Annotated in this window: 13 protein-coding genes; 2 read left to right on the forward strand and 11 right to left on the reverse strand. The window is 31.1% G+C overall.

The genetic code is table 11. The annotated features are described in order from the left end of the window. Window positions 1–124 precede the first annotated feature (124 nt). The 8 genes from hydA to KQI41_RS15115 all read right to left on the reverse strand — a co-directional run bounded on the left by hydA (window position 125) and on the right by KQI41_RS15115 (window position 9,474). Window positions 125–1,525 carry a dihydropyrimidinase gene (gene hydA, locus KQI41_RS15080; protein WP_154442443.1) on the reverse strand — a complete coding sequence of 467 codons (1,401 nt, stop codon included), beginning with the start codon at window positions 1,523–1,525 and terminating at the stop codon, window positions 125–127. Window positions 1,526–1,573: 48 nt separating this feature from the next. Further along, window positions 1,574–2,014 (reverse strand): DUF1097 domain-containing protein, encoded by a 441-nt coding sequence (locus KQI41_RS15085; protein ID WP_154442441.1) that lies wholly within the window; start codon window positions 2,012–2,014, stop codon window positions 1,574–1,576. Window positions 2,015–2,071: 57 nt separating this feature from the next. Then, a complete protein-coding gene (locus KQI41_RS15090; protein ID WP_154442439.1) occupies window positions 2,072–3,322 on the reverse strand; it encodes a M20 family metallo-hydrolase in 1,251 nt (416 codons plus the stop codon). 286 nt (window positions 3,323–3,608) lie between these two features. After that, window positions 3,609–5,000, reverse strand: a complete 1,392-nt coding sequence (locus tag KQI41_RS15095) for a sigma-54 interaction domain-containing protein (protein ID WP_154442437.1) — start codon at window positions 4,998–5,000, stop codon at window positions 3,609–3,611. A gap of 113 nt (window positions 5,001–5,113) precedes the next feature. Then, complete coding sequence (locus KQI41_RS15100; protein WP_154442435.1) at window positions 5,114–7,150, reverse strand: methyl-accepting chemotaxis protein; 2,037 nt, start codon at window positions 7,148–7,150, stop codon at window positions 5,114–5,116. A gap of 157 nt (window positions 7,151–7,307) precedes the next feature. Further along, a complete protein-coding gene (locus tag KQI41_RS15105; RefSeq protein ID WP_154442433.1) occupies window positions 7,308–8,123 on the reverse strand; it encodes a divergent polysaccharide deacetylase family protein in 816 nt (271 codons plus the stop codon). Between the two features lie 196 nt (window positions 8,124–8,319). Continuing rightward, complete coding sequence (locus tag KQI41_RS15110) at window positions 8,320–8,751, reverse strand: DUF2383 domain-containing protein (protein ID WP_154442431.1); 432 nt, start codon at window positions 8,749–8,751, stop codon at window positions 8,320–8,322. Between the two features lie 126 nt (window positions 8,752–8,877). Next, complete coding sequence (locus KQI41_RS15115; protein ID WP_154442429.1) at window positions 8,878–9,474, reverse strand: manganese efflux pump MntP; 597 nt, start codon at window positions 9,472–9,474, stop codon at window positions 8,878–8,880. A gap of 155 nt (window positions 9,475–9,629) precedes the next feature. Here KQI41_RS15115 and KQI41_RS15120 point away from each other — a divergent pair, with 155 nt between their 5' ends. Beyond that, window positions 9,630–10,775: an IS91 family transposase gene (locus KQI41_RS15120; RefSeq protein WP_216585595.1), complete on the forward strand. Its 1,146-nt coding sequence runs from the start codon at window positions 9,630–9,632 to the stop codon at window positions 10,773–10,775. A gap of 31 nt (window positions 10,776–10,806) precedes the next feature. Beyond that, on the forward strand, window positions 10,807–11,043 hold the full coding sequence (locus KQI41_RS15125; protein WP_154443144.1) for a hypothetical protein: 237 nt from the start codon (window positions 10,807–10,809) through the stop codon (window positions 11,041–11,043). Window positions 11,044–11,532: 489 nt separating this feature from the next. Here KQI41_RS15125 and groL read toward each other — a convergent pair whose 3' ends face one another. The 3 genes from groL to KQI41_RS15140 all read right to left on the reverse strand — a co-directional run bounded on the left by groL (window position 11,533) and on the right by KQI41_RS15140 (window position 14,472). After that, a complete protein-coding gene (groL, locus tag KQI41_RS15130) occupies window positions 11,533–13,170 on the reverse strand; it encodes a chaperonin GroEL (protein ID WP_154442385.1) in 1,638 nt (545 codons plus the stop codon). A gap of 125 nt (window positions 13,171–13,295) precedes the next feature. Continuing rightward, the gene (locus KQI41_RS15135; RefSeq protein WP_154442387.1) at window positions 13,296–13,577 is read right to left on the reverse strand and encodes a co-chaperone GroES; all 282 of its coding nucleotides are present in this window, start codon (window positions 13,575–13,577) and stop codon (window positions 13,296–13,298) included. A 199-nt stretch (window positions 13,578–13,776) separates the two neighbouring features. Next, on the reverse strand, window positions 13,777–14,472 hold the full coding sequence (locus KQI41_RS15140) for a DUF554 domain-containing protein (protein ID WP_216585596.1): 696 nt from the start codon (window positions 14,470–14,472) through the stop codon (window positions 13,777–13,779). Between the last annotated feature and the right edge of the window lie 42 nt (window positions 14,473–14,514).

Below are 14,514 nucleotides of genomic sequence, written 5' to 3' on the forward strand. Positions count from 1 at the left end.
ATTAAAACTTATACTTATTATATACCTATATATATCCATATTAAATAAAATAATAACAATTGTAATTAACTTGTAATATACAGAAAAAGAGGACTGTAAATGACAGCCCTCTTTAATCTATTATTTATCTTTCCACTCCATCGTAACAAAGACCAAATGCTTTTCCTGGAACGAATTCCCCTTGTCCTTGTTGTCCTATATATTTTCCTTCATCTACTATTAGTTGACCTCTTAAAAATACCTTTTCTGGTCTTCCTATTTGCTCCATTCCTTCATAAGAGTTATAATCAACTCCTTGTAAACTTGTTTCATTTGATATTACTGATTTATGGTTTGGATTATATAGTACTATATCAGCATCATATCCTACGCCAATATGACCTTTTCTATCTCCAAGACCATTAATTTTAGCTGGTTTAGTTGCAAATAAATTTACTAATTGCGATCTCGTTATTTTTCCAGTTTCAACTCCAGTAGTCCAAAGTACTCCTAATCTATTTTCAAGTCCTGGTGCTCCGTTTGGAATATTTCTAAAATCATCTTTACCCATATGTTTTTGTTCTGCCCAGTTAAATCCACAGTGGTCTGAACTTATTGCATTTAACCATCCGTTTTTAATTGATTCCCATAGGTAATCCATGTCATCTTGTTCTCTTAGTGCTGGTGAACATACATATTTTGCTCCTTGGAAATTAGGTTTTGCAAGATTTTCTTTATCAAGTGTCAAGTAGTGAGTACAAGTTTCACCATAAATTGGTAAACCTTCGTCTTGTGCACGTTTAATAGCATCTACTGCACCTTTAGTAGATACATGAACTACATATAAAGGAGCATCCATAAGTCTTGCAATATTAATTGCTCTTTCTGTGGCTTCTACCTCTACCATTGGAGGTCTAGATACTGCATGATAGTATGGCTCAACTTGCCCTTTTTCTACACATTCTCTTTGTAATACATCTATTAAATCAGCATTTTCAGCATGAACCATTATAGTAACTCCAGCTTCTCTTGCTTTCTGCATTGATTTTGCAATTACATCATCATCACAGTGGAAGAACATTCCTTTATATGCCATAAATAACTTTACTGTGGGATATCCTGCTTCTGGAAGCTTTGCAATTTCATCATATACTCCAGTTGAAGGATCTGTTATTATACCATGGAATGAATAATCTACCATTGCTATACCTTCTGCATTTTCTTTTCTATAATCATCTATTGTATCTATTAGTCCTTTTCCTTTTATTTGGTTAACAAACTCAATTACTGTAGTTGTTCCACCTACTGCTGCTGCATTGGAAGTCTCAAATCCTCTTACTTTTGATCCATTGAATTCAAATGAGAAGTGAACGTGTTGGTCAACTCCACCTGGTAACACATACATTCCTTTAGCATCTATTATCTCCTCAGCCTTAGCTTCTAAATCTTTTCCAATTGCTACTATTTTCCCTTCTTCTACTAAAATATCTCCTTTATACTCTTCCATTGCAGTAACTATAACACCATTCTTAATTAATAAACTCATTTCATTTCCTCCTTATTGTTTTTATAATATTAATTTTACATCCACACTTTATACTGCTTCTTTCTTTAAAATAATTGAATCAAGAAAAGCTCCAAACTTCACAGATACTAATCCTATTATTAAACCTACAAGTGTAACTACTATTGCGTGAAACAAATTATTTCCTGCTGCAAAATAAACATTAGCACCTATAAAGGTAGCAGATGCTACTTGAAAAATTGGAAAGCTTTGGGCAATGGTCATAGCAAATCCAAGACCTACTACTACAATGGCAGATGTGATTCCTGAAGTTCCTAATGTAGTTTGAGTAAGTACAGTTAAATATGCTAAAACTGGCCCTAATACTAAACATGGAAAGCTTAATTTACAAGCTTTTAAGTCTCCTCCTGTAAAGAAGAAAATAGACCAACCAATAAATCCAGGCCATGCAGGTACTCCAAGTTTTTCAGCAATTAAAACCCATAAACCAGATAATAATCCTACTGACATAGAGATTCCTAAATTTTTCTTAATTTAAAACACCTCCCTACTATTGTATATTTAGTTTTAATTTCTTACTTTCATATTTCCTAGCTTAATTACTGTGCCTAATAATAGATCACAACCTAATTTTATATCTTCAAATTTAGTTTCTTCCTGGGGACAATGGCTTAATCCGTCTATACTTGGCACAAATATCATGCCAACATTAGTTATTCCTGTTAACATAGCTGAATCATGTACTGCACCACTATTCATTTCCTTATATACGTATTTATTTTCTATGGCAGTTTCTTCAATAGCATTTATAACTTTAGATGATAATTTTACACAATCTGATTCACCAACTAAATCTATGGAATATTTAAGGCCACGTTTATTGGCTATTTCCTTGGTTTTATTGATTAATTCTTTTGCTACTATTTCTATTCCTTCTGTTTCTACATCCCTAATATCTACATTAAATTCTACTTGTCCTGGTATAACATTTGATCCATTAGGTTGACAATGAATTTTCCCTACAGTTGCAACCGTATCTTTTAACGCCTTTTCTTTTGCTACCTTTTCCATATAAGTAATTATTTCAGCAGCTCCAACCATTGGGTCTTTTCTTAAATACATTGGTGTAGAGCCTGCATGATTGGAAACGCCTTCTAAACTTACCCTATAGGTTTTCATTCCAACTATGGCTTGCACTATGCCTATGGATATATTTTCTGAGTGTAAAATTCCACCTTGTTCTATATGAAGTTCAACCATGGCTTTAGCTTCTTCTTTTTTTAGGACTTCATTTTCTACATTATCTACATCTAGACCAAAATCTTTCATAATATTATACGCTGTAATTCCTTCATCATTTTTTAATCTCTTTAAATATTCTAATTTATATGCACCTGATAAAAACTTACTTCCAACCATAGTTGTTCCAAAGTTTGAACCTTCTTCTTCTGCAAATATAATTAATTCAATTGGGTTTTCTAGTTTAATATTATTTTCTTTTATTATTCTAACTACTTCTAAAGCTGTAACTACTCCTGTAAGACCGTCAAATTTTCCTCCATTGGAAACAGTATCAATATGAGAACCTATCATTATAGAAGGTTTGTCTTCGTTATTATCCATATATTTTGCTCTAATATTACCTACACCATCTACATTAATAGATAATCCCAAGATTTTCATTTCCTTAGTTAAGTATTCCCTGACTTCTCTATCTTCTTTGCCATAAGAAAATCTAGTGCATCCCATATTGGGAGTTGCTGTAATCTTTGTTATGTTTTCTATATCATTTTTTATTCTTTCAATACAGGATTCCAATTTCATCCCTCCTTTATTTTTTATTTGTCATTATATATAGCAAATGCCATGCCAAAAATAGAAAGTTGAGTTATATAAATTTATTAAAAGTTTCTTTTCCATTATTTAAGGTATGGTCAACCCTTTTAAAAGCAAGGTTTTTCAATATTTTTTTAAAAAATAAATATTAATAAAACAAAACAATATCCTTTTAAAATTCCTAATTTAAGTAATTTTTTATTTAAAATTCAATAAAAAAAATAAGGTTTCGATGACATTCGTCATCGAAACCTTATGATTTATTTCATCAGCAGTATTTTATATTTAACTTCTTTGCTTTTTTTACTACTGTTGATTGGTCTATCTTCAATACTTCTGCAACTTTTCTAGTTGTTTTATATTTATCAAATGCTGATATTAATATTCTGCGTTCTAAATCCTCTACTGCCAATTTTAGAGGAATTATTTCATCAATATTGTTTTGTTCATTAGGTATTTCTAATATTTCTCTAACATTTATATCTTCAATTATGTCTCCAAGAGTAGTTATTACAAGTCTTTCAATTATATTACCAAGTTCTCTTATATTTCCTTTGTAATCGTAATTTATTAGAATATTATAGGCTCCTTGGGATATATATTTCTGTGTATTATGTTCTTTATTACATTTATCAAGAATTTTCTTGACTAATCCTGGTATATCCTCCTTCCTTTCTCTTAAAGGAGGAATAGTCACTGGTACTACATTTAAGCGATAATATAAATCTTCTCTAAATTTTCCTTCACTAATAAGTTTTTTCAAGTCCTTATTAGTTGCAGCAATTAGCCTTCCTTCAATCTTTATAGGTCTCTCTCCACCTACTCTAAATATCTGCTTTTCTTCTAAAGCATGAAGAAGTTTTACTTGAAGATTCATTGGCATATCTCCTATTTCATCTAAGAATATAGTACCCTTCCCTGCAATTTCAAATAGTCCTTTTTTTCCACCTTTATTGGCACCAGAGAAAGCTCCACTTTCATAACCAAATAGCTCAGATTCCAAAAGATTTTCTGGTATAGCACCACAATTAATTGGAACAAAGGGTTCATTCTTTCTAATACTACTTTCATGAATTACCCTTGAAATATATCCTTTACCTACTCCTGTTTCTCCTAATAGCAAAACTGTAGCATCTAAATCTGCTATATGAAGGATTAAATCCATTATCTTCCTCATTGAAGGACTTTTATAGCTTACATCAGAACTATCTATTCCCTGTCTCTTATTTAATTCTTTTTGGAACCATTGTAATTTACTTTGGACTTCTTTAAGTTCTAATCCTAGATTTTGATTCTCCGTTATATCTCTAGAAATATTTATTATTTTAGTTATATTATTATTTTCATCCAATATAGGAATTCCCGTTACCATTAGTATTTTATTAGCTCCCGTTTTTTGTATCAAGGTCACCTTTTTACCTTTTCTTATTACTTCTGCTGTAACAGAAACATCAAATACTCCATTTTTTTCTAGTTCAAAGGCGTTAATCCCAATTATCCCCTTTTCCTGAACTCCAAAATAAGGCTCACATGATTTACTTACTCTCGTAAATACTCCATTTCCATCTGCTATTGTGATTTGATCATAACTTAAATCTAGTATTAACTTTAATTCCTCATAGGCTTGTTTATAGTGGTCTAATAATTTATTATTGCTCATGGACATCGCCCCTATCTAGAATTGAAAATCTTATTATATATAATATCATTAACTTATATATTTTTGCAAATTCAGAGTATTATATAAAAAACGGATTCAAAAGAATCCGTTTTTTATATCTTAAATTGTTTTACTTGGTCATTTAATTTTTCTGCAATAACTGAAAGTTGTTCACTAGAGTTAGCAATTTCCTCCATTGCTGCAGTTTGTTCTTCTACAGATGCTGAAGCTTCTTCTGTTCCTGCTGCATTTTCCTCTGATATGGCTGATAAATTCTCCATTATTTTTATAATATCTTGTTTTTTAATAGTTATTTCATCACTAGAATGATTTACCTCGTTAATCGCCATCTTCATATCCTCTATGGCCTCAGCTATTCCAGCAAATTTACTATTTGTTATATCTACACTTTTAGTCTGTGATAAAACTATATCTTCTAACTCCTCCATAGTTTTTACTGCTGTTAATGTTTTATTATTTAAATCTTCTACTATAGTACCTATTTCTTCAGTAAACTTATTGGATTGTTCTGCTAATTTTCTTATTTCCTCTGCTACAACTGCAAATCCTCTTCCTGCATCTCCTGCTCTAGCTGCTTCAATGGCAGCATTCAGTGCCAATAAATTAGTTTGACTTGCAATACTTTTTATCATTTCGCTGGCATTAGCAATTTTTTCTGCACTTTCATTTGTATCTATAATAACTTGCTGAACTTCCTCAGAATATTTACTATTTATATCTGTTTTCTCCACAAGAACTTTAAGTACATCTAACCCTTCATCCTTTAGTCTATTTACTCTTTCAGCAGAATCATTTAGATTTCCTATATGAGATTCATTTTTCATAACTATATCTCCAAGTTCAGATATAGATAATACTCCTATTTCTGTATCCTTAGCCTGTTCAGTTGCTCCAGTTGCTATTTCTTCAATAGCTCTGGCAATTTCATCAGCAGCTGTGGCAGATTGTTGACTAATAGCTGTAAGTTCTTCTGATGAGGTGGCTAGACTATGGGATGTATCTATTACATTCTTAATTATATCTCTTACTGAAGTCTGCATTATACTTATTGCCTGAGATATTTCTCCTAACTCATCATTTTTATTTATTAAATCTTCTGATATATCATTGGAGAAATCCCCTTTTTCCATGTACTGCATTTGTTCCTTTAATCTAGTTATGATTTTCACAGCATAGTTAGAAACACTAAATAGAATAAATCCTAAGACTATAAAAGAAACAATCATAATTGCAACAACAAAAATAATATTGTTCTTAATAGTCTTCTGAACCTTATCCATAGAAAGCCCTATAGATACGGCACCAATATGTTCTCCGTTAATTACAACTGGGTATGAAATATCTAAAACATTGACATCACTTTCTTCATAGTACCATTCTTGTGTAAAAAGAACACCATCTATTGCTGCTGCTTTGCTACCTTCATCATCAAGTATTATACCTATTTCCTCTTTGTTATTATGCGCTAGGACTTGTAAGTTTTTATCTACAAATAATCCATAATAAATCTGTTCATCCTGAGATATTTCGTCTAGAAAACTTTGATAACTAAAAGAATCTGTCAGTTCTTGAACTTTATTTGCATTGATACCAACTTGTACAAAGGTTCCTTCTGATCCCTTTATATATCCATACTTTAAATAATTATCGGACTCTGAATCTTTTCTAATCTCCTCCATTAATTCCTTGTCACTACTTATCATGAAGTTATGAACAGCATGTCCCTTATCAGCCTTCCAGCCTATGTATTCATCAATATTGGAATATACGGCTACTCCATCTGAATTATAGTAAATTATTTGTTCTACTTCTAAATCTTCGGCCAATCTTTTTATAAATTCATTACTTAACATATTTTCGTTGCCCATTACCATTTTTCCAGCAGATTTAATTTTATTGTCTAAGAAATCATTGATTATTTCCAATGATCTATAGTTATCCTCTATATTGGCTATAAATCTTTCTGCCATATAAACTCCGTTATTCTCCATTTCATCCCTCAAACTTGTTCTCAAAAAATAAGAAGAAAAAATACCTATAGACGATATTACAATAAATACTACAATTAATGGTATTACAATTAGTTTAGTTTTGATAGATCCCCTTTTACTTTTGGAACTGGTTTTCATAAACTCCCTCCTATTTTTGTCGTTTGTTCAGCTTATTCAAAAAATTATACAAGAATAATATTCTTATATCACAAATTATAATCTCGATAATTCATACCCTTATTTACCTTTTCAAAACATCTTAATCATTGGCTTTTACAAATATATAACTTTCACATTATTTGCTTTTCCTAAGAAAAAGTTCTTCTATTTGAGATAAATATATAAATTTAATTCCTTCTTCCTCCAATTTTTTGGACATTTTCTCTATGGTATCTACAGTAATCTTACCACCTTGACCTCCTACATGACCAATTCCTATGGCATAGCCCTTTTCTAGAGCTATTTTTCCAAGCTGATTCATGGCTTTTGTAATAGAGTATTCATTTCTTTCATTGTCTAAAAAAACATCTCTTTGAAAGTATACTACTTCCAGCTCTTTACTTAGATCCGCTGCGACATTTGTTTCATCAGTTCTACTATTTAAGAAATAGAGATTTCTTTCCTTAACTACATTTAATATTTCTTTCATAATGATTTTGTCCTTCATAATCTTGGAACCCATATGATTATTTATTCCCTTCGCCCATTGCAGTTGGTCTAAGGCATCATTAATTATTTCTCTAATCTCATAATCACATAAATTACTTCGTATTGCTCTAGGTCCTAACCATTTTGGGTCTCCTTTTTCGGGTTCCATGGGTAAATGAAGTATTATTTCCATATTGGCATCATATGCTTTTTTAGCATCAATCTCTGTATATTCTAAAAATGGCATTACTGCTGCGGTAATTGGTATATTAAGTTTAGTAAGTTCATCTATACCTTCACCGTTGTTTCCAAAGTCATCTATAACTAAAGCTATATATCCTGATGGTGTTGTACTAGTTGGGACTGCCTTTTCAAAGAAAGCAAATTTAAAAATAAAAAGAAATATAATTATAAGAGCTAAAATAATAAAATTTATAGTTTTTTTATTTAAAATAATAATCATATAAACACCTCCCAAAAAATTATCAAGGAATAATCTATAAACTAATATATGAATTATTCCTTGATAATATTAATAAAAGCTTCTGTGGAATTATTATTAAGACTTAATAAATTATTAGTCTTAGTTGTTTTTTAGGGGGTTTCCTGCATTATACTGCTCATTATATTTACTATTTTTTCTCTTTTTTTGATTATTTCTATAGCAAGTTTTTTAGTTTTTCAATAGACTTTCTATCTTTTTCTAGAATTTCACCTGCCATATCTCTAGATTTATCATCTAAATCTCCTCTTAATACTTTTTCTGCCATATTAATTCCTTTAGTCTCTCCCTCTATGGCTTTTTTAACAACTTCCTCAGTATCTGAACTAGAACCTAGATCCATATTGAGTTTAATCTCTCCCATTGTTCCCTTCATGCCAAGATTTTCGTCTGGCTGTCCTCCTATATCTTGTATATAATTTGCTAACTTATGAATATTCTCCCGATGTTGTTTTTGTACTTCCTGAAAAACATTTTTGACACTGTCATCATCTAACCTAGATATAAAGTTATTAAAACTTTCTACTGCCATATATTCTCCTTGCAAAAGTCCATTAAGTGACTTTATCGTTTCTAAATTGCTACTCAATTTATATCCTCCTTAGAAAAATCTTATTATTTTCTCTATTTTTCCACTAGATTACAAATTTATTCCACTGGCAAGAAGAATAAAATTTCTATTGCAATTTAAATATTTATAGCCTAATGTACTCTTTTATCTAAAAACAATTATTCCTAAATGACTAAGTAAAATCTTGAAACCCATAAGTATTAAAATTAATCCACCTATAAATTCTGCTTTTGACTTGTAGACTGAACCAAAAACATTTCCTATTTTTACGCCAATCATCGATAGTATAAAAGTGACAATTCCAATAAATGAAACTGCTGAGGTAATATTCACATTAAGAAAAGCAAAAGTAACGCCTATTGCTAAGGCATCAATACTTGTTGCCAATGCTAAAACGGACATATTTTTAAAATCAAGAAACTCATTAGTACCTTCATTAGTTTGAGAATTAACTTCAATCCCACATTTACCTTTTCTTGACTCTCTAATCATAGTTATTCCAATGAATCCAAGCAATATAAATGCTATCCAATGATCCATATATGTAATTTTATTGTGGAATCTTATTCCGAGAAAATATCCAATCAAGGGCATTACTGATTGGAATATTCCAAAATACAAACCTACTATTCCAGCTTTTTTAATACTAATCCTATTCATAGATAATCCTTTGCAAACGGCTACTGCAAATGCGTCCATTGATAAACCAACTGCAATAATAAACAATTCAAATAAACTCATGTTTTTTTCTCCTTTATACTTAATTTTCTAATATAAAAAGAGCGTCTACGACGCGTTAAATATTTGCGTTACTATACTTCAATAATTTAAAAACTAAATTTTTCTGCTCATGTTAATATTCTATTTATTTTTGGTATAAATAAAATGGTGATAATATGAGCAGCTTTTCTATTAAAATTAAAGATATTTTTTCTGACCATTGGGATGCCTTTGTTTTGGAAGGATATTCCCTTCGTTCCGCTGTCTTAAAAAATGTTGATAAAATCATTAAGTGTGGTGACCCTTCTATGGGTCATGCTCTTTATCATTGTGAAAATTGCTCTAAATTTAAGTATGTCTATTTTACTTGTAAGAGCAGATTTTGTAATTCTTGTGGTGCTAAATATATTCAAGATCGTGCTTCTAAGATTTCTTCTAAGCTTATTAATTGCAAGCATAGGCATATTGTTTTTACCATTCCAGAAGAACTTCGTATCTTCTTTCGTAAAGACAGGAATTTGCTCCATTTACTCTTTAAAGCTAGTGCCGACACTATTCTTACTTGGTTTTCTAAGCTTAATAAATCTGAGAATTTTAAACCTGGTATTATCTCTACTATGCACACTTTTGGACGGGATTTAAAATGGAATCCACATATACATATGATTGTTACCGAAGGTGCTTCAGGGAATAAAACTATTTGGCGTAAAATTTCTCATATTCCCTTTAATATGCTTCGAAAGAGATGGCAAGCCACTATATTAGATTTTCTTCATAAATACTTAGGCAATTCTTTTTATGCTCTGAAGTCTCGTCTATTCAAGACATACTCTGATGGATTTTATGTTTATGCTAAATCTAATATGGATTCAAAGGCTAAGGATGCTGTTGAATATATTATTCGATATACTGGGCGTCCTGCTATGGCTCAATCTCGTATTCTTGATTATGATGGTAAATTTGTTACTTTTTACTACGATCGCCATGAAGATAATCAACGCGTTACTGAAAAAATACATGCTTTTGATTTTATTAAGCGTCTAATTATCCATATTCCTGATGAACAATTTAAAATGATTCGCTATTACGGCCTTTATGCCAAGGAATACACTCATTCCTCAAAGCTTTATCGCATGGAAAGCCTTGGAAAAAGAAAGTTTAGAAAAAAGTATTCTCATTGGCGTGCACGCCTTCTTCTTGCTTTTGGGCTAGATCCCCTTTCATGTTCTTGTGGCCAAACAATGGAACTGGTTGATATTTTTAATTTTAACAAGAACCCTTATATTGATAATTTATCTCCTCCTAGGTATAATAGTGCTTAGTAATTAATTAGCACTATGGGGGTTTTTTATTATGAATATTCTAGAAGGTTTTTCTAAAAATGATGATTTAGTAGAGTTTATCTGTACTAAATGCAATTATTCACTATGGGTTCCACGTTTCATTGTACAAGAATTAGAAGAAGATAATTTATTTAATGGACTTGATCCATCTGTACCACCACAACCTTTTTGCCAAGTTTGCGATGGTATCATGACTCCAAAATCTTATACTGGTATTCGTGGTGTTCATTACGAGTACAGAAAATAGTCTAACAATCTTAGGCTTTATTGGCATGCTCAAGATTCCTGGGCTGCCTTTTTTTTATTTAATAGGAAAAGTAGGACTTTCCTATTAAATAAAAAAAGACTTGTCTGCAGTCTTTTTCTGCAGACAAGTCTCATTATTTAAAATAAAGCCAGATAAATTTTATCAGTATGTTGACTTTATTACACAAATTTTATTGTGCTAATTACTCCCTTATCCTATCAACAAGTATATACAACAATACTTGTACTGTCAATATTATATTCAAATTATTGGCTCTGCATCAATCTATTATATACACTTATAATTATTTATAATAGGTTTTTAGAGCATCTTTCTGCAATTTAATTATTTACGATATTATAAAAGAGGCTTCACATAAGTTCTCTAAACTTATGAGTAGCCTCTAATATTTATATTTGGGCAACAAAATCGTAATAAATCAATTCCATCTTGTTTCAGATCTAGTAAATGTAATAGATTTGGGGCTTACTACATCATACCGCCCATACCACCCATGCCACCCATTCCTGCCATGGCTGCCATTGGGTCTTCTTTTTCTACATCTACTACTGCACTTTCTGTAGTAAGTACCATTGCTGCTACAGATGCTGCATTTTGTAGAGCTGATCTAGTTACCTTAGTTGGGTCTGCTATACCTGTTTGAATCATATCTACATATTTTTCATTTAAAGCATCGAATCCAGTACCTACAGCTTCTGCTTTAACTTTTTCTACAATAACAGAACCTTCTAATCCTGCATTAGTTGCTATTTGTCTAACTGGTTCTTCTAATGCACGAACTATTATACTAACTCCTGTTTTTTCATCTCCATTTGTAGTTTCAAGTAATTTAGCAACAGCTGGTATTGCATCTATTAACACTGTTCCACCACCAGGAACCATACCCTCTTCAACTCCTGCACGAGTTGCAGCTAGAGCATCTTCTATTCTAAGTTTTCTTTCTTTAAGTTCAGTTTCAGTTGCAGCACCTACTTGGATTACTGCTACTCCTCCTGATAATTTAGCTAATCTTTCTTGAAGTTTTTCAGCATCGAATTCTGAATCTGTTTCTTCAAGTTGAGCCTTGATTTGTTTAACTCTATTTTTAATTTCTTCTTGGTCCCCTTCTCCATTAACTATTACAGTTGTTTCTTTATCTACCTTAACCTTCGCTGCTCTACCTAACATATCAACAGTAGCTTCTTTCAAATCATATCCTAATTCTTCTGATATTACTGTTCCACCTGTTAATATAGCTATATCTTGTAACATTTCTTTTCTTCTATCACCAAAACCAGGTGCCTTAACAGCAATACAGTTGAATGTTCCTCTTAATTTGTTAACTACTAATGTAGCCATTGCTTCTCCTTCAATATCTTCAGCAATGATTATTAGTGGTTTACTCATTTGTACTATTTCTTCAAGAATAGGAAGAATTTCTTGGATATTTGTAATCTTCTTATCTGTGATTAAAATATATGGATTATCATATTCCGCTATCATTTTTTCAGTATCTGTTACCATATAAGCAGATACATATCCTCTATCAAACTGCATACCTTCTACTACATCTAAAGTTGTTCCCATGGATCTTGATTCTTCTACAGTGATTACTCCATCTTTACCTACCTTTTCCATAGCTTCAGCTATTAATTTACCGATTTCTTCATCTCCTGCTGAAATTGATGCAAGTTGAGCTATAGCTTCTTTGGAGTCAACAGTCTTAGAGAATCTTTTGATTTCTTCTACTGCAGTATTTACAGCAGACCTAATTCCTTTTTGAAGAATCATTGGGTTTGCACCTGCTGCAACGTTTTTAAGCCCTTCTCTAATAATTGCTTGAGCAAGTAAAGTAGCTGTTGTTGTTCCATCTCCTGCCACATCATTAGTTTTTGTAGCTACTTCTTTAACAAGTTGAGCACCCATATTTTCATACTTATCTTCTAATTCGATTTCACGAGCAATAGTTACACCATCATTTGTAATAAGTGGTGCACCAAATTTTTTATCTAATACAACATTTCTACCTTTAGGTCCCAACGTAACTTTTACAGTATCAGCTAATTGGTTTATTCCTCTTTCCATTGCACGACGTGCATCTTCTCCAAACATAATTTCCTTAGCCATTTATATCCACTCCTTTTTAAATTCAGTTAATAGTTTTTTTAGTGAATAACTAATAGTTGAAAAGATTAAGGACCCAAAAGTCTTACTTAAAACTTTTCACTATTCACTATTAGTTATTCACTGGTTTATTCTACTATTGCTAATATGTCAGATAATTTTAATATAGTTAATTCTTCACCATCTACTTTTATTTCAGTTCCTGCATATTTTGAAAATATTACTTTGTCTCCTGCTTTAATTTGATCTTTTTTCTTTTCATCATTTGTAATATCTGCACCGATTGCAACTACTTCAGCCATTTGTGGTTGTTCCTTAGCAGAACTTGGTAAAACTATACCTGATTTTGTTTTTTCCTCTACTTCAACCTTCTTAATTACAATTCTATCACCTAGTGGTCTTAGGTTCATAATCAACTACCTCCCTATGTTAATAGTAATCTTTTTCTTTTTATTAGCACTCATTGTTATTGAGTGCTAATGTTTACAATATATATGTTACTTAAATGAATTGATGGAATCAAGTCTTAAATTTGACTGTATTAAGTCATCATTTGCTAAAATATACCTTTTTATCCATCATTCTTATTTTTTCTTTAATTTACTCTTATTATCTTATTAAATTAACCAAATTTACTAATATATAGTAAATAATAGGAATAAAAACTGACGGAAGCATATTTCCTACCTTTATTTTTTTAATCCCTAGTATATTTATTCCTATTGCCATAATAAGTAGCCCACCAACTGCTGACATTTCATTTACTACTTGCGGAGTCAATAAACCTTTTACAGAATTAGCTAATAAAGTAATACTGCCTTGATAAATAAACACTGGAATACTTGAAAATGCTACTCCGATTCCTAACGTTGAGGAAAATATTATAGCTGAAATACCATCAAGAATTGATTTCGCAAATAATGTTTCATGATTACTTTGTATACCAGATTCAAGAGAACCAACTATTGCCATAGCTCCCACGCAATATACTAAAGAAGCTGTTACAAACCCTTTAGAAAAATTACTATCCTTCCCTCCAAATTTACTTTGCAAGGAATTTCCTAGATTGTCTAGTTTGTTTTCTATCCCAATTATTTCACCTATTATACCTCCTACTACAATACTTCCTATAACTAAAATAATATTTTCAGATTTAATTCCTCCCATTATGCCAATAACCATTACTGCAAGACCTATCCCATCCATTATTGTATTCTTATAATCATCTTTAATTCCTTTTTTTATACCTATACCTAATAATGATCCTATTATAATTGCTACAGTATTTACTATTGTTCCTAGCATAATTAATCTACCTCCTTAAATACAGTGAATAGTGAATAACTA

Origin of the sequence: Tissierella pigra, from assembly GCF_018917845.1 — a bacterium.
Taxonomy (GTDB): domain Bacteria; phylum Bacillota; class Clostridia; order Tissierellales; family Tissierellaceae; genus Tissierella; species Tissierella pigra.